Below are 14,742 nucleotides of genomic sequence, written 5' to 3'. Positions count from 1 at the left end.
CGCCCACATGCACAACCTCGCCCTCACACCATGACCACGACAGTCACCACCCCGGCCCCGAACTGCCTAAACACCACCTTCTGCAACAAGCTTTAGGCGGTGTTCCTTTTGCGCCGCCTGGCGGCGTCGCGGGGCTGGGGCGCCGGCACTCCTCACGCACGGCACCGGTACCAGTGACGCGAAGGACCCGGCCACGCGGGTGCGTGACCGGGTCCCTTGAGCGCTCAAGCGGGTCAGTAGGCCTTGAGGACGTCCACCAGGAAGACCAGCGTGTCGGTCCCCTTGATCTTGTCGCCGGAGCCCTCCTTGCCGTAACCCAGGCCCGGCGGGATGCTCAGCAGCACCCGGCTGCCGACCGGGACGCCGACCAGGCCCTGGTCCCAGCCCTTGATGACCCGGCCGGTGCCGATCTGGAACATGATCGGCGCGCCACCGCGCGACCAGCTGCTGTCGAACTCCAGATCGGAACCCCAGATCTTGCCGACGTACTGGACCAGGATCGACTGGCCCGACTTGACCTCGGGACCGGTGCCCTTGATCACGGTCTTGGCGACCAGTTCCTTGGGGGCCTTCTCGTCGGTCTTGGTGGTCAGCTTGGGCGCGGCCTCCCCACCGGGGTTCTCGACCTTGATCCCCTTGAGGGTGGGGTCGGTCGCCTCGCCCTGGGCGGCCTTGCCCGCGGGGACGTCGATCACGTCGACCACGAAGACCTGCGACTGGCCCGCGGGCGCCTGGGCCTGCTGTTCCTTGGGCAGCGCGTCCTTGCCGACGACCGACAGGAACCTGCCTCCGCCCTTGGTCTCGGCGAAGCCCTTGCGCAGGATCTCGGGGATCTGCTCGTTGAGGGTGATCAGCTGCGGGCCACCCTCGTCGTAGGTCGAGCCGACCAGCTTGTTCTGCTTGCCGTCCCAGGTGAAGACGGTGAGGTTGGCCACCACGCTGGCACCGTCCTTCGCGGGGGTGCCGACGGTTCCGGGCGTGAGCACCCGGTAGGAGGAGGCCTCCGTGACCTTCGCCGGGAACTCGACGGTCGGTTTGGTGTTCACCGCCCCGGTGACCTTCAGCTCGGGCGCCGTCCCGGCGGAGGTGGTGGCCTGTGCCCCCGACCCCCCTTCGGAGCCACAGGCGGCGGCGAACAACAGTGGCACTGCGGCCAGTACGGCCAGGCTGCGGCGGCGCATGAATATCCTTCTGAAAGACGTCAGGTTTGCGTCACACTACCCGTCAACACATACGGGCGTGCTAAGACCGCCGATGACCTTACCGAAGCATGACCGTCACATGCCCGCGATCAACTTGTCCACCCTTTCGTCCACGCTACGGAAGGGGTCCTTGCACAGCACCGTGCGCTGTGCCTGGTCGTTGAGCTTCAGGTGGACCCAGTCGACGGTGAAGTCGCGCCGCTTCTCCTGCGCCCTGCGGATGAACTCCCCGCGCAGCTTCGCCCTGGTGGTCTGCGGCGGCACCGACTTGGCCTCGAAGATCTTCAGGTCGGAGGCGACCCGCTCGACCGCGCCGCGCTTCTGCAGCAGGTAGAACAGGCCCCGGCGCCGGTGCACGTCGTGGTAGGCGAGGTCGAGCTGGGCGACCCTGGGGCTGGACAGCGGCAGGTCGTACTTCCTGCGGTAGCGCTCGATCAGCTGGTACTTGGTGACCCAGTCGATCTCCCTGGAGACCAGGTCCAGGTTTCCCGTCTCGACCGCGGTGAGCGTCCGCTCCCACAGCTCCAGCACCCGCTCGCTGATCTTGTCACCGCCCCTGCGGTCGACGAAGTCACGCGCCTTGGCGAGGTACTCCTGCTGGATCTCCAGCGAGGACGCTTCCCTGCCGTTGGCCAGGCGCACCCGCCGCCGCCCGGTCATGTCGTGGGAGACCTCCCTGATGGCCCGGATCGGGTTCTCCAGCGAAAGGTCGCGCATCACGGTGCCCGCCTCGATCATGCGCAGCACCAGGTCGGTCGCGCCGACCTTGAGCAGCATCGTCGTCTCGCTCATGTTGGAGTCACCGACGATGACGTGCAGGCGGCGGAAGCGCTCGGCGTCCGCGTGCGGCTCGTCACGGGTGTTGATGATCGGCCGGGAACGGGTCGTCGCGCTGGAGACGCCCTCCCAGATGTGCTCGGCCCGCTGGGAGACGCAGTAGACCGCGCCACGCGGGGTCTGCAGCACCTTGCCCGCGCCGCAGATGATCTGCCGGGTGACCAGGAAGGGAATGAGCACGTCCGCCAGGCGGCCGAACTCCCCGTGCCTGCCGACCAGGTAGTTCTCGTGGCAGCCGTAGGAGTTGCCAGCCGAGTCGGTGTTGTTCTTGAACAGGTAGATGTCCCCGGCGATGCCCTCCTCGCGCAGCCGCTTCTCCGCGTCGACGAGCAGGCCCTCCAGGATGCGCTCACCCGCCTTGTCGTGGGTGACGAGCTCCACGACGTTGTCGCACTCGGGGGTTGCGTACTCCGGGTGGCTGCCGACATCGAGGTAGAGGCGCGCGCCGTTGCGCAGGAAGACGTTGCTCGACCGGCCCCAGGAGACGACTCTGCGGAATAGGTAACGCGCGACCTCGTCGGGCGACAGCCGCCGCTGTCCCCTGAACGTGCAGGTGACGCCGTACTCGTTCTCAAGCCCGAAGATGCGACGGTCCATTGCCTCACACTATTCGCCGAACCCCTCCTGCGGGAGGGATCAGTGGGGTTTTCGGTCGTATGGCTTATGCCCCCGGCGGGGATCGGCTAAGCGTGAGCGGGGCTCACGCCCGGTGAGGCGAGCGCGAGCCGTACGGAGATGATGGGGGCGCCGGTGCGGATGGCCGCCCCGCGCCCGGCTCAGGGGGTGTAGATCTCCTGGACCTTGACGATCTGTCCCCGGTACACGGTGATCAGCGAGGGGCGGGTGCTCTTCGCCCTGGTCAGCAGGGCCTTCCTGGAGCACCGCTTGGCGCCCAGGCCCCCCTTGTCGACGGTGGTCCCGGTCATCTTCGCCGAGCAGCCGAAGGCGCTCAGGAAGACGACGTTCTTGGCGACGGGTGAGGCGTAGGCGGTCACATCCCCCTCGGGCGGACCGACGAAGTACCCCTCGGTGTACTTGTCCCTCTTCCACTTGATCGGCTTGTACTCCACCTGGGTACGTCCGACGTGGGTGATCCAGCCGCGCAGGATGCCGTCCTTACGGGAGCTGATGTGCTTGGTGAAGTCGTGGCCCGGATCGCTCTGGAAGGTGGTCCCGAAGATCTTCGGCTTGGGGAAGTTCGGAATCGCCGCGGCCTCGGCGGGGATCGCGCCGCCCAGGGCGACGGAGAGGGCGGCGGCCACGGCCAGCATGGAGCGTTTCATGCCCGTTACGACGACCACCGTGTGGGCCGGGTTCGCCGGGAGGACAGTGATCCACATCACAGCGGAGCGCCGTGCCCCACACGGGACACGGCGCTCTCACCACAGCCGGGACGGCCCGTCAGCCGTTGGAGCCGGTGTCGATGTCGCCCTCGGGCGCGGTCGGCGGCAGATCGGAGGCCTGCGCCGTACCGGACTCCGCCTCGGACGCGGCGTCCTGGGGCCGTCCCTCGGCGAGCGCCTGCTCCAGACGCGGACCGTTCAGGCGCAGGAACTTGCGGTGCGGCCGGTTGCGGTCGAGCACCGCGACCTCGAGCTGACCGGCCGGAGGACGCTCGCCGCCCGGCTCGGTGAGCGCGAACAGCGCCGCCTCAAGGGCCTCGGCCAGCGGCATGCCCTCGCGGTAGCGCTCCTTGAGCCTGCCCGCGACCGCCTCCGCCTGACCGCCCATCGCCACCAGGCCGGTCTCGTCGAAGACCGAGCCGTCGAAGGTGAGGCGGTAGATGTGGTCCTCCTCCGCGCTGTCACCCACCTCGGCGACCACGATCTCGACCTCGAAGGGCTTGGGCGACTCGGTGAAGATCTGACCGAGGTTCTGCGCGTAGAGGTTGGCCAGTCCGCGCGCGGTGACGTCGTCCCTGGCGTAGTTGTAGCCGTTGATGTCGGCGTAACGGATGCCGCCGAGGCGCAGAGCCTCGAACTCGTTGTAGCGGCCGACCGCGGCGAACCCGATCTTGTCGTAGATCTCGCTGATCTTGTGCAGGGCCCGGGAGGGGTTGGGGGCGACGAACAGGATGCCGTGCTCGTACTGCAGGACGACGACGCTGCGGCCTCGCGCGATCCCCTTACGCGCGTAGTCCGCCTTGTCCCGCATCTGCTGCTCGGGCGAGACATATCCAAAGGGTATGGACACCTGGGGTGATCCTCTCGTGTTAGCGCAGCGGGGCGACGGGGCCGTCGGGGGAGCTCATGCGCCCTTCGAGGACTGTCTGGACGTGGGCGCCGACCTCCTCGTCGGACAGACGGCGGAAGCCGTCGGCGGTGATCTGCGCTACGACGGGCCAGATCTTGCGAGTGACGTCGGGGCCGCCGGTCGCCGAGTCGTCGTCGGCCGCGTCGTACAGCGCGTTGACGAGCGCCCGCACGACCTCCTCCGGCGAGGAGTTCTCCCGGTAGAGCTTCTTCAGCGAACCACGCGCGAAGATCGATCCCGAGCCGATCGCGTGGTGCTGGTGCTGCTCGTACGGCCCGCCGCCGACGTCGTATCCGAAGATCCGCCCGCCGTCGATCTCCGGGTCGTAGGCGGCGAACAACGGCACGACGGCCAGGCCCTGCATCGCCATGCCGAGGTTGCCGCGGATCATCGTGGCCAGGCGGTTGGCCTTCCCGGCGACGGAGAGCGTCCTGCCCTCCATCTTCTCGTAGTGCTCCAGCTCGACCCGGTAGAGGCGGGCCATCTCAAGGCCGGTGCTGGCCGCCCCGGCGATGCCCATGCACGAGAAGTCGTCGGTGCGGAACACCTTCTCCATGTCCCGCTGGGAGATGATGTTCCCCGAGGTCGCCCTGCGGTCACCGGCCATCACCACACCGCCCGCGCAGGTCGCGGCGACGATCGTGGTCGCATGCGGGACGTGGTCTCCTACCGGGGCCGCCAGGGTCTCGTTTCTGCCGGGCAACAAGTCCGGCGCGTAGGAGCCGACGAACTCGGTGAACGAGGAAATGCCGCTGTTCGTGAAGATGTGATTCACCATGCCGGCGGGCAGGTCCCTGTGCGATCCCACGCGACTCCCTCCAAAGGTGCGGTCCTATAAGGCCCGACCTTACTCATCTTGTCGTGCTGCATGCACTTCCCTGGATCAGCTCAGCGCGAACCCTCTCCGGGAGCGTCTTCGAATCTTTACATCCGCGCGGGCGCCGCGTTCCGCGCCCACGCGCGGGGGTCTCCTGCCCGGCTCTCCGCACGGACGGGAGGGCCCTTCAGGCGGCCGGAGAACCCAGAAAAAAGGGGACGGGTGGCTGTTTCGTCTCACCCGTCCGCCCGCGCCGGTCCGCGCCGTCAGGGCGCGGCGGGACCGGCGACGGCCGATCGGCCTGTCGTCGCACGGCCCGGCCGTACCCTGAGCCGGTCCGCCTCTCGTCTTCCCACGTTCACCAACGCCGTCGAACCACCCGGGGGGCCGGTGCCGCCGCGCGCGACCTCACCCCGCTCTGCCCCGGGCCCGTCTGACTTCCCCTCTCGTCTCCGGACGCTCACCCCGGAGGCGCCGATCCCGGGCTCTCACCCGCGAAGCCGCCGCCTCCGGACTTCCGCCTCCGGACCGCGGACGCGGACGACCGGCTACTGGCCGCCCTTCTGGACGTAGGACCTGACGAACTCCTCCGCGTTCTCCTCAAGCACCTCGTCGATCTCGTCGAGAATGGCGTCGACGTCGTCGGAGAGCTTCTCGTGGCGGTCCTGGACGTCGGTGGAGTCGGCCTGCGCGGTCTCCTCGACCTCCTTGTCGGTCCGCCCGGTCTGCTTCTGGCCTCCGGTGTCCTTGCTAGCCATCTGTGGCACCTCCACATGGGGGACGTCGTTGTCCCATATCTTCCCCGAACCGGCGGACATTTCGCGTGGATCGTCCTCGATCTTTACGAGGACCGCGAACTCCCCGGACTCGCCCCAAGACAACCCTCCCGAAGCCTCCGGCGGCAAATCCCACTTGACTAGATAGCTACTCTATCCAATGATGGGCCGACATCGGCCTTCCAGAAGGAGCCCAATGCCCCCCGAGACGCTGAGCACCGCCGGAGTGCTCCTGATCACCGTGCCCACCATCGCCTTCGGCGGGCTCATGCTGCTGACGCACATCATGCGCAACGTCCCCGGCTACCTCGACAACCCCGTACGGCAGAACCTGTGGCGAGCCGGGCACGCCCACGCCGGCGTCCTGGTCCTGTTCTCGCTCGTCGCGCTGTTCTACATCGACCAGACCCACTGGGGAGAGGGCCTCCAGAGGCTGACCAGGCTCCTGATCGTCTCGTCACCGATCCTGATGCCGCTCGGCTTCTTCCTGTCGGTCGTACGCCCGTCGGACACCAAGCCGAACAAGCTGATCTGGCTCACGGTCCTCGGCGGCGTGTTCCTCGCCGCGGGCACGTTGCTGCTCGGCATCGGCCTGATCTGAGGCCGCTCCGGCGAGTCAGGACCGTTCCGAGTAGGCCAACCCGGTGTAAAACTGCGATCATTGGACCGTGAGCACCATCGTCGCCAGCCGTTACAAGCTTCACTCCCCCGTAGGCCGGGGTGCGACGGGCGTGGTATGGCGCGCCTACGACCTGTTACTCGAACGGAAGGTGGCGCTCAAGGAGATCGCCCTGCCACCGGGTCCAGCCGCGGCCGAGCAGCGGCGGCGGGTGGTGCGCGAGGCCCGGATGGCCGCCAGGCTCAGCCATCGGGGCATCGTGACGGTCCACAACCTGGCCGAGGAGGCCGAACGGCTCTGGATCGTCATGGAGTTCCTCGAAGCCCTCACCCTGCACGACACGCTCGTCCAGGCGGGGCCGCTCCCGGTCGACCTGGTGGCGGGGATGGGCCGCAGACTGCTCGACGCGCTGCGGCACGCGCACGACGGCGGCGTGATCCACCGTGACATCAAGCCCGCCAACATCATGCTGACGGGCGACCGGGTGGTGCTCGCGGACTTCGGCTTCGCCGCCCCCGAGGGCACCGCGGGCAACTCGATGCGCGGCACCCCGGCCTTCATCGCCCCGGAGACCCTGCACGGCCGGGGCGGCACCCGCGAGGCGGACATGTGGTCCTTCGGGGCGACCCTCTACATGGCCGTCGAGGGCAGGACCCCGTTCAGGACGGTCAACTCGATGCCCGCGCTGGTCGAGGCGCTGCGCGAGCCCGCGCGGGCCCCGCAGCGGGCGGGCGCGCTCGAACCCGTCCTGCGCGGGCTGCTGCGCAAGGACCCCAGGGCGCGTCTGAGCGCCGAGCAGACCTCGGCCATGCTGGCCAAGGTCCGCTGCTTCAGCGCCGCCTGAACCGTTTTCCGTCGTCCGCCATGGGACCCGCCCTGCGCGGGTCCCATGGCGTCGTGCTTTCCAGAGCCGACGCCTTTACTATGTAGATCGGATACAGGCCTCGACGAACCGGGTGGCCAGCCGGGGGGTGCCCGCCCAGTGCAGGTGGAGGTAGGAGGCCACAACCGGGCCGGAGGCGAACCCGTCCGCCCCTCCCCTCCAGCGGAACAGCGGCCTTCCCGGCGCGGGGTCGACGGCGGTGCGGTGGAACTCGTGCCCCCGGTAGCGCTCCCCCGCCCGGGTCAGCACCGAGTCCTCGACCGCGACCGCGTCGCGGTAGCCCAGGGTGAGGGTCCCCGTCATCCTGGCCTCCAGGTCGAAGACCCCGCACATGGGTCTGCCGTCCAGCCGCCTGGCGAGATACAGCAGGCCGGCGCACTCGGCGGAGATCGGCCCGCCGAACGCGGCGACCTCCCTGCGCAACGGCTCGTTCGCCGACAGCTCGGCGGCGTAGACCTCGGGGAAGCCCCCTCCGATGACGACGCCGCCCGTCCCCTCGGGCAGGGCCTCGTCCGCCAGCGGGTCGAAGGGGACGACCTCGGCCCCCGCCGCCGCCAGCAGCTCCGCCTGCTCGGTGTACCCGAAGGTGAACGCCTGCCCTGCGGCGACCGCGACTCTCTTGGTCGCCGGTACGGCGGGCCCCGGGCTCCACGGCCGCGCGGACAGGGCGGGGGCGGTGCGGGCGAGCCGCAGCAGTTCCTCCAGGTCGCACGAGGCGGCGACCAGGTCGGCGACGGCGTCCATGGCACCGGCCGCCTGCGTGGCGCGTTCGGCCGCGGGGACCAGGCCGAGATGGCGGGAGGGGGTCGTCACGAGGTCGCTGCGGTGGATCGCGCCGAGCACCGGGACGCCGCTCTCGGCCAGGACCGCGCGACACAACTCCTCGTGCCTGGCGGAGCCGACCCGGTTGAGGATCACCCCGCCGAGGCGAATCCGGGTGTCGTAGGAGGCGAAACCGTGCACGAGCGCCGCGACCGACCGGCTCTGCCTGGCCGCGTCGACCACCAGGACGACCGGGGCCTGCAGCAGCCTGGCGACGTGCGCGGTCGAGGCGAACTCGCTCGTGCCCGCCCCGTCGTACAGGCCCATCACCCCCTCGACCACCGCCAGGTCGGCCCCGGCGGCGCCGTGCAGGAACAGCGGGGCGATCAGTTCCTCACCGACGAGCCACGGGTCGAGGTTGCGTCCGGGACGGCCGGTGGCCAGGGCATGGTAGCCCGGGTCGATGTAGTCGGGCCCCACCTTGTGCGGGGAGACCCGGGTGCCTCTCCGGGTGAGCGCGGCCATCAGCCCGGTCGCGACCGTGGTCTTCCCCGCACCGGACGCGGGGGCCGCGATCACCAGCCGGGCTACCATTCGATGCCCTTCTGCCCCTTCTGCCCGGCGTCCATGGGGTGCTTGACCTTGCCCATCTCCGTCACCAGATCGGCGGCGGCGACCAGGCGGGGGTCGGCGTCCCGCCCGGTGACGACGACGTGCTGGCCGTCGGGGCGGGAGGTGAGCGTGGCGACGACCTCGTCGACGTCGATCCAGCCCCACTTCATCGGATAGGTGAACTCGTCGAGGACGTACAGCCGGAAGGTCCGCGCGGCCAGGTCACGCTTGATCTGCTCCCAGCCCTCCCTGGCGTCCGCGGCGTGGTCCTCCTCGGCGCCCGGCCGCTGGATCCAGGACCACCCCTCCCCCATCTTGTGCCAGGACACCGTGCCGCCCTCACCGGACTCACCCAGCACCCGTAGCGCCCGCTCCTCGCCGATGCGCCACTTGGCGGACTTGACGAACTGGAACACGCCGATCGGCCAGCCCTGGTTCCAGGCCCGCAACGCCAGGCCGAAGGCCGCAGTCGACTTGCCCTTGCCCGGCCCGGTGTGGACGATCAGCAACGGCCGGGTGCGGCGCTGCCTGGTGGTCAGCCCGTCGTCGGGCACGCTGACCGGTTTCCCCTGGGGCATCGTCATCAGCCTTTCGTTCTCGTACGGCTCGCGGGAGCGGTTCTCACGCGGCGGCCCGCCTGTCACGGACCACTCCGGCGAGGTCGGTGAGGTCGTCGAGGCGCACGGCCCGCGCGCCCATCCGCCGGGCCAGGGACGCGGCCAGCCCGAGGCGGATGTGCCCCGTCTCGCAGTCGACCACGACCGTGGCGACCCCGGCCAGCAGCGCCGCCGCCCTGTGGGCCTCCTCGACGGTGCCGGAGGTCGCCCGCCCGTCGGTCACCAGGACCAGCAGCGGGCGCCGGGACGGGTCACGCAGGCGCTCGATCCGCAGGACCTCGGCCGCGCGCAGCAGCCCCGCCGCCAGCGGGGTTCGCCCACCGGTCGGCAGCTCGCGCAGCCGGGCGGCCCCCGCCTCGACCGAGGAGGTCGGCGGCAGCACCAGGTCGGCGCGGGTGCCCCGGAAGGTGACCAGGCCTACCTTGTCACGGCGCTGGTAGGCGTCGAGAAGCAGGCCGAGCACGGCGCCCTTGACCGCGCGCATGCGCCGCCTGGCCGCCATGGATCCGCTGGCGTCCACGACGAACAGCACCAGGTTGCCCTCCCTGCCCTCGCGCGCGGCCTCTCTGAGGTCCTCGCGCCGCAGCAGCAGGCCGGGCCCGCTCCTGCCCCGTCCCACCTGGTACGGCGCGGCGGCCTCGACGGTCGCCCGCAGGTGCAGTGAGGCGGGCCGTCCCCCCGGGACCCTGGCCCCGGTCACCCTGCCCAGCGGGGTCGCGGCCCTGGACCTGCGGCCCGGGGCCCCGGCGCCGAGACCGGGCACGGTGAACAGCCTGGCGCGCCTCGCGGGGTCGGCCTCGGCGACCCGGTCGTCTCCCGTCCGCCCGGTCGCGGCGTCTCCCCCGGCGGGCGCGGGGACGCCCTCCCGGCTCGCCGGCTCGGCCGGCTCCGTCCCCGAGACGTCCTCGCCGGAACCGCCGGGGCCGCTCCCCGGGCTGTCCGGGCCTCCTCCTGGACCGCCCTCGGGGCCGTCGCCGGGGCCGCCCTCCGGACCGTCACCGGGGTCGTCCGGCTCCTCCGGGTCCTCGGGCGTCTGGTCGAGGAGTTCGTCCAGCCTGGCCTCGTCCAGGCCCGGCGCGTCGAAGGGGTCGCGACGGCGGCGGTGCGGGAGGGCGAGCCTGGCGGCCTCGCGGACGTCCTCGGCCGTCACGGTCGTCCCGCCCCGCCACGCGGCGTGCGCGATGGCCGCCCGCGCGGTGACCAGGTCGGCCCGCAGGCCGTCGACCTCGAAGGCGGCGCAGACCGTGGCGATGCTCCGCAGCGCGGAGTCCGGCAGGGTGACCTCGGCGACCCTGGCCCTGGCTTCGGCGACACGCGTGGCCAGCTCCCGTTCCCGCGCCTGCCACGAGGCGGCGAAGGCGACCGGGTCGGCCTCGAAGGCCAGGCGCCGCCGGACCACCTCGGCCCGCTGGGACACCTCCCGCGACGCCCTGACCTCCACGGTCAGCCCGAACCTGTCGAGGAGCTGGGGACGTAGCTCCCCCTCCTCCGGGTTCATGGTCCCCACCAGCAGGAACCTGGCGGCGTGCCGTACCGAGACTCCCTCGCGTTCGACGTAACAGGTGCCGAGCGCGGCGGCGTCGAGCAGCAGGTCCACCAGGTGGTCGTGCAGGAGGTTGACCTCGTCGACGTAGAGGACGCCCCGGTGCGCGTCGGCGAGCAGGCCGGGCTCGAAGGCCTTCACCCCCTCGGTGAGCGCCCGTTCCAGGTCGAGCGAGCCCGCGAGGCGATCCTCTGAGGCGCCGACCGGCAGCTCGACGAGCCTGGCGGGCCGTACGGTGCCGGGGGCGGCCTCGTGCGGGCCGTCCGGGCAGCCGGGGTCCGGGGCGGCGGGGTCACAGGAGAAGCGGCAGCCACGCACCACCTCGACGGGCGGGAGCAGCGCCGCGAGCGCCCGCACGATCGTGGACTTGGCCGTGCCCTTCTCCCCTCTGACCAGGACTCCGCCGACACCGGGGGAGACGGCGTTCAGGATCAGGGCGAGCTTGAGGTCCTCCGACCCCACGATCGCGGTGAAGGGATAGCGCAGGTCGCGCACCTTGACTGCCTCCTCGGCTCTCGTCATACGGGGTAACTCAGCCGCCAGCGTCCGCCCCGCCCGGTGAGCGTCACCAGGGCGAGGGGCGCGACGTCGACGCGCCAGAAGGCATGGGCCGGGGCGCCGAGGGCGTGCACGACCGCGGCCCTGACCACCGGGGCGTGGGTGACGGCGACCGTCCGCCCCGGGCCGAGGACCGCGAGCCAGGCCGCGACCCGGCCGACGAGTCCGGTGATCGGCTCCCCGCCGTGGGGGGCCGCCGCCGGGTCGGTGAGCCAGGCCGCGAGTCCTTCGGGATCGGCCGCCTCGACCTCGGCCAGCGTCATGCCGCGCCAGCGCCCGTAGTCGCAGTCGGCGAGCGACGGCTCCGGCCCGGCACGCAGGCCGAGCGCCTCGGCCGTCTGCGCGCAACGCAGCTCGGCTCCGCGGACGGCCCGGCCCGGACCGATCCGCGGGGCCAGCGCCCGGGCGCGGCGCAGGCCGTTCCCGTCGAGCGGCTCGTCTCCGGGAAAGGCCGCCCGTGCCGTCGCCCGTGTCGAGGCGTGACAGACCAGCAGCAGGCGCGCGACCCCCGAGGGGGCCGTCACGCCGGGCTGCGCCTGCGCGCGGCGAAGGCGAACAGGGCTCCTACGCCCAGCCAGAACACCGCCTGTGTCCCGAGGGAGGCCAGGCGGAAGTCCCACAGGAGACCGGCGGGGAACCCCTCGGGCACCTCGTCGATCCCGGGCAGCAGGATCCAGGCCGCCGCGACCGGCACCAGCAGCGCCGCGCCGCCCGCGAGCCAGCGCGGCCACGCCTCCTCGGAGGAGACGTAGCGGTGCGCGGCCGCCGCGGCGCCGACGGAGAGGATGCCGATGGCGACGGCGACCAGGTAGAGCACCGTGCGCTGGTTGATCGTCTCCGGGTCACCGACGGCCGGTGGGTTGGCGGGATATTTCACGAAAGGGATAAGGACGATCGCGACGAACGCCGCCGCCGCGAGGGAGACCGCCAGCAGCGGTTCCGATCTCGGGCCGACCCGGCCGCGCACGCCCGCGTACACGAGGGCGAACAGGCCCCCGAGAGCCAGGCCGTACAGGGCCAGGGCGAGGAAGAGGCCGAAGCGCTGGCCGTTCCTGCTGACCGGCGCCTCCTCCCCGTGGGAGTGGGCGGGCTCGGCCGCCTCGTGACTGTGGGCACCGGTACCGGAGGAGGCCGCCGCGGCCTCCTCCAGCGCGATGGCCCGCTCGACGCGGGGTTCGCCCACGGTGTAGGCGAACACCCCGGCGAGCAGTCCTGCGAGAAGGCCGACGAGCATGCCTCTGACGATGAGTTTGGTGATCACGTGTGGCTCGGTGCGCTCAGTGGCAGGGAACACCGAGCAGGTGACGCCCGTCGTGCATGAGTTCGTGCAGGTAGTTACCGGCCTGCGAGATCGCGCCCTGGTCGAAGGCGACCAGGTAGGCGAGGAGCAGCAGCACCGGTACGGCGAGAAGCCAGCGGGTGAGCGAACCGAGCGGGATGGGCTTGACCGGCGGAGCAGAGATCTGGCTCACGGCCACCTCCTTCAGGGGATTGACGCGCCCCTTTTCGTAGGTCGGTGGCGGCCGAGTGACCTGGCTCCCCGCCCTCTCGGGCCGGTTACAGTGGCGCGACCGCACCGGAATCTCACCGGATTTCCCTCGCACCGCCACAAAACACCCGGAATGTATACCGGTTCACAGCGTCCGTCAATCCATGCAATAGCGGACACAAAGCCATAAACCGCGCGGGCGGGAGCACCCGCCCGCACGGGAGGTCACTGATCGCCGGTGAGAGCGGTGACCAGGTCGGCGGCGGTGCGACAGCGGTCGAACAGCTCTCCGACATGGGCCTTCGTACCGCGCAGCGGCTCCATGGTCGGAACGCGCTGCAGGGACTCCCTGCCCGGGATGTCGAAGATGACCGAGTCCCAGGACGCGGCGGCGACCGACTCGCTGAACTGGCTCAGGCAACGACCCCTGAAGTAGGCCCGCGTGTCGCTCGGCGGCGCCTCGATGGCCCGCCGCACCTCGTCCTCGGTCACCAGGCGCTGCATCCTGCCCCGGGCGACCAGCCGGTTGTACAGGCCGCGCTCGGGGCGGATGTCGGAGTACTGCAGGTCCACCAGCTGCAGTCGCGGGTGGGACCAGGCCAGGCCGTCACGGGTACGGTAGCCCTCCAGCAGTTCGAGCTTGGCCACCCAGTCGAGCTCCCGCGACAGCTGCATCGGGTCCTCGGCCAGACGGGTCAGGACGGACTCCCAGCGGTCGAGGACGTCCTTGGTGATCTCGTCGACGCCGTTCCCGCTGCGCTCCTCGGCGTACTTGCGGGCCAGCTCCAGATACTCCATCTGCAGCTGCACCGCGGTGAGCCTGCGGCCGTCGCGCATCGCGATCTCGTACTTCAGCGTGGGGTCGTGGGAGACCGCGCGCAGCGCCTGGACCGGGTTGTCGACCGCGAGGTCACGGGTGAAGTAGCCGTCCTCGATCATGGCGAGGACCAGCGCGGTCGAGCCCAGCTTCAGGTAGGTCGAGATCTCCGACATGTTGGCGTCGCCGATGATGACGTGCAGCCTGCGGTACTTCTCCGGGTCGGCGTGCGGCTCGTCCCTGGTGTTGATGATCGGCCGCTTGAGCGTGGTCTCCAGGCCGACCTCGACCTCGAAGAAGTCGGCACGCTGACTGATCTGGAAGCCCTCGCCCCGGGAGTCCTGGCCGATGCCGACCCTGCCGGCACCGACGACGACCTGCCGGGAGACGAAGAACGGGGTCAGATACCTGACGATGTCTGCGAACGGCGTGGCGCGCCGCATCAGGTAGTTCTCGTGGCAGCCGTAGGAGGCGCCCTTGTTGTCGGTGTTGTTCTTGTAGAGCTGGATCGGAGCGTTGGCGGGGACGGCCGAGGCGCGCGTCGCGGCGTCGTGCATGACGCGCTCCCCCGCCTTGTCCCAGATCACCGCGGCTCGTGGATTGGTGCATTCGGGAGTCGAGTATTCGGGATGGGCGTGATCCACGTACAGCCGGGCCCCGTTGGTGAGGATCACGTTGGCCAGGCCCAGATCCTCGTCCGTGAGCTGGCTCTGGTCGGCCACCTCCCTGGACAGGTCGAAGCCCCGGGCGTCGCGCAGAGGGTTCTCCTCCTCGAAGTCCCAGCGTGCCCGCCTGGCCCTGGCCGCCGAGGCCGCCAGATAGGCGTTCACCACCTGGGAGGAGGTCACCATCGCGTTGGCCCCCGGCTGTCCGGGCACGGAGATGCCGTATTCGGTCTCGATGCCCATCACCCGCCGTACCGTCATGCGCACCCTCTGTTCATCCAGGACGACTACT

General features: G+C 70.7%; 15 protein-coding genes and 1 riboswitch. Of the genes, 2 read left to right on the top strand and 13 right to left on the bottom strand.

Annotated elements, in window-relative coordinates:
- Positions 1–233: 233 nt before the first annotated feature.
- The 6 genes from ACIBVQ_RS30585 to ACIBVQ_RS30560 all read right to left on the bottom strand — a co-directional run bounded on the left by ACIBVQ_RS30585 (position 234) and on the right by ACIBVQ_RS30560 (position 5,867).
- Entirely contained in the window at positions 234–1,181 is a 948-nt protein-coding gene (locus ACIBVQ_RS30585) for an FKBP-type peptidyl-prolyl cis-trans isomerase (protein ID WP_399181668.1), read from the bottom strand.
- Between the two features lie 96 nt (positions 1,182–1,277).
- Positions 1,278–2,636 (bottom strand): Pup--protein ligase, encoded by a 1,359-nt coding sequence (gene pafA / locus ACIBVQ_RS30580; RefSeq protein WP_352013081.1) that lies wholly within the window; start codon positions 2,634–2,636, stop codon positions 1,278–1,280.
- A 179-nt stretch (positions 2,637–2,815) separates the two neighbouring features.
- Positions 2,816–3,322, bottom strand: coding sequence for a hypothetical protein (locus ACIBVQ_RS30575; protein ID WP_362915835.1), 507 nt, complete (start codon positions 3,320–3,322; stop codon positions 2,816–2,818).
- Positions 3,323–3,440: 118 nt separating this feature from the next.
- On the bottom strand, positions 3,441–4,232 hold the full coding sequence (gene prcA / locus ACIBVQ_RS30570) for a proteasome subunit alpha (protein WP_352013083.1): 792 nt from the start codon (positions 4,230–4,232) through the stop codon (positions 3,441–3,443).
- Positions 4,233–4,251: 19 nt separating this feature from the next.
- Positions 4,252–5,100, bottom strand: coding sequence for a proteasome subunit beta (prcB, locus tag ACIBVQ_RS30565; protein ID WP_386190379.1), 849 nt, complete (start codon positions 5,098–5,100; stop codon positions 4,252–4,254).
- 557 nt (positions 5,101–5,657) lie between these two features.
- The gene (locus tag ACIBVQ_RS30560; RefSeq protein WP_352013084.1) at positions 5,658–5,867 is read right to left on the bottom strand and encodes a ubiquitin-like protein Pup; all 210 of its coding nucleotides are present in this window, start codon (positions 5,865–5,867) and stop codon (positions 5,658–5,660) included.
- 214 nt (positions 5,868–6,081) lie between these two features.
- On the opposite strand from ACIBVQ_RS30560, the gene ACIBVQ_RS30555 reads away from it, so the two are divergent.
- Positions 6,082–6,486 (top strand): hypothetical protein, encoded by a 405-nt coding sequence (locus ACIBVQ_RS30555; RefSeq protein ID WP_352013085.1) that lies wholly within the window; start codon positions 6,082–6,084, stop codon positions 6,484–6,486.
- Between the two features lie 67 nt (positions 6,487–6,553).
- Positions 6,554–7,348 carry a serine/threonine-protein kinase gene (locus tag ACIBVQ_RS30550; RefSeq protein ID WP_352013086.1) on the top strand — a complete coding sequence of 265 codons (795 nt, stop codon included), beginning with the start codon at positions 6,554–6,556 and terminating at the stop codon, positions 7,346–7,348.
- Between the two features lie 78 nt (positions 7,349–7,426).
- Here the strand turns inward: ACIBVQ_RS30550 and ACIBVQ_RS30545 are convergent, their stop codons facing one another.
- The 7 genes from ACIBVQ_RS30545 to dop form a co-directional block, all read right to left on the bottom strand.
- Entirely contained in the window at positions 7,427–8,743 is a 1,317-nt protein-coding gene (locus ACIBVQ_RS30545; protein ID WP_399181664.1) for a cobyrinate a,c-diamide synthase, read from the bottom strand.
- Entirely contained in the window at positions 8,737–9,339 is a 603-nt protein-coding gene (gene cobO / locus ACIBVQ_RS30540; protein ID WP_352013234.1) for a cob(I)yrinic acid a,c-diamide adenosyltransferase, read from the bottom strand. The genes ACIBVQ_RS30545 and cobO overlap by 7 nt, the downstream gene beginning before the upstream one ends.
- 43 nt (positions 9,340–9,382) lie before the next feature.
- A complete protein-coding gene (locus tag ACIBVQ_RS30535; RefSeq protein ID WP_399181662.1) occupies positions 9,383–11,443 on the bottom strand; it encodes a putative cobaltochelatase in 2,061 nt (686 codons plus the stop codon).
- Positions 11,440–12,003 (bottom strand): histidine phosphatase family protein, encoded by a 564-nt coding sequence (locus ACIBVQ_RS30530; RefSeq protein WP_352013089.1) that lies wholly within the window; start codon positions 12,001–12,003, stop codon positions 11,440–11,442. The genes ACIBVQ_RS30535 and ACIBVQ_RS30530 overlap by 4 nt, the downstream gene beginning before the upstream one ends.
- Positions 12,000–12,740, bottom strand: a complete 741-nt coding sequence (locus tag ACIBVQ_RS30525) for a CbtA family protein (protein ID WP_352013090.1) — start codon at positions 12,738–12,740, stop codon at positions 12,000–12,002. The genes ACIBVQ_RS30530 and ACIBVQ_RS30525 overlap by 4 nt, the downstream gene beginning before the upstream one ends.
- A gap of 16 nt (positions 12,741–12,756) precedes the next feature.
- Complete coding sequence (locus tag ACIBVQ_RS30520) at positions 12,757–12,951, bottom strand: CbtB domain-containing protein (RefSeq protein ID WP_352013091.1); 195 nt, start codon at positions 12,949–12,951, stop codon at positions 12,757–12,759.
- Between the two features lie 31 nt (positions 12,952–12,982).
- Positions 12,983–13,102: riboswitch (cobalamin riboswitch) on the bottom strand.
- A 91-nt stretch (positions 13,103–13,193) separates the two neighbouring features.
- Positions 13,194–14,711, bottom strand: a complete 1,518-nt coding sequence (gene dop / locus ACIBVQ_RS30515) for a depupylase/deamidase Dop (RefSeq protein WP_352013092.1) — start codon at positions 14,709–14,711, stop codon at positions 13,194–13,196.
- Positions 14,712–14,742: the final 31 nt, after the last annotated feature.

Origin of the sequence: Streptosporangium sp. NPDC049376 (genome assembly GCF_044466505.1) — a bacterium.
GTDB lineage: Bacteria > Actinomycetota > Actinomycetes > Streptosporangiales > Streptosporangiaceae > Streptosporangium.
The sequence above is the reverse complement of the archived record's forward strand: the minus strand, read 5'-3'. Positions and strand labels throughout refer to the sequence as shown.

Bases quoted from the DNA above. Each gene is read 5' to 3' on its own strand.
- ACIBVQ_RS30585 (WP_399181668.1), bottom strand. From the start codon at position 1,181: ATGCGCCGCCGCAGCCTGGCCGTACTGGCCGCAGTGCCACTGTTGTTC.
- pafA (WP_352013081.1), bottom strand. From the start codon at position 2,636: ATGGACCGTCGCATCTTCGGGCTTGAGAACGAGTACGGCGTCACCTGC.
- ACIBVQ_RS30575 (WP_362915835.1), bottom strand. From the start codon at position 3,322: ATGAAACGCTCCATGCTGGCCGTGGCCGCCGCCCTCTCCGTCGCCCTG.
- ACIBVQ_RS30560 (WP_352013084.1), bottom strand. From the start codon at position 5,867: ATGGCTAGCAAGGACACCGGAGGCCAGAAGCAGACCGGGCGGACCGAC.
- ACIBVQ_RS30555 (WP_352013085.1), top strand. From the start codon at position 6,082: ATGCCCCCCGAGACGCTGAGCACCGCCGGAGTGCTCCTGATCACCGTG.
- ACIBVQ_RS30545 (WP_399181664.1), bottom strand. From the start codon at position 8,743: ATGGTAGCCCGGCTGGTGATCGCGGCCCCCGCGTCCGGTGCGGGGAAG.
- cobO (WP_352013234.1), bottom strand. From the start codon at position 9,339: ATGCCCCAGGGGAAACCGGTCAGCGTGCCCGACGACGGGCTGACCACC.
- ACIBVQ_RS30535 (WP_399181662.1), bottom strand. From the start codon at position 11,443: ATGACGAGAGCCGAGGAGGCAGTCAAGGTGCGCGACCTGCGCTATCCC.
- dop (WP_352013092.1), bottom strand. From the start codon at position 14,711: ATGACGGTACGGCGGGTGATGGGCATCGAGACCGAATACGGCATCTCC.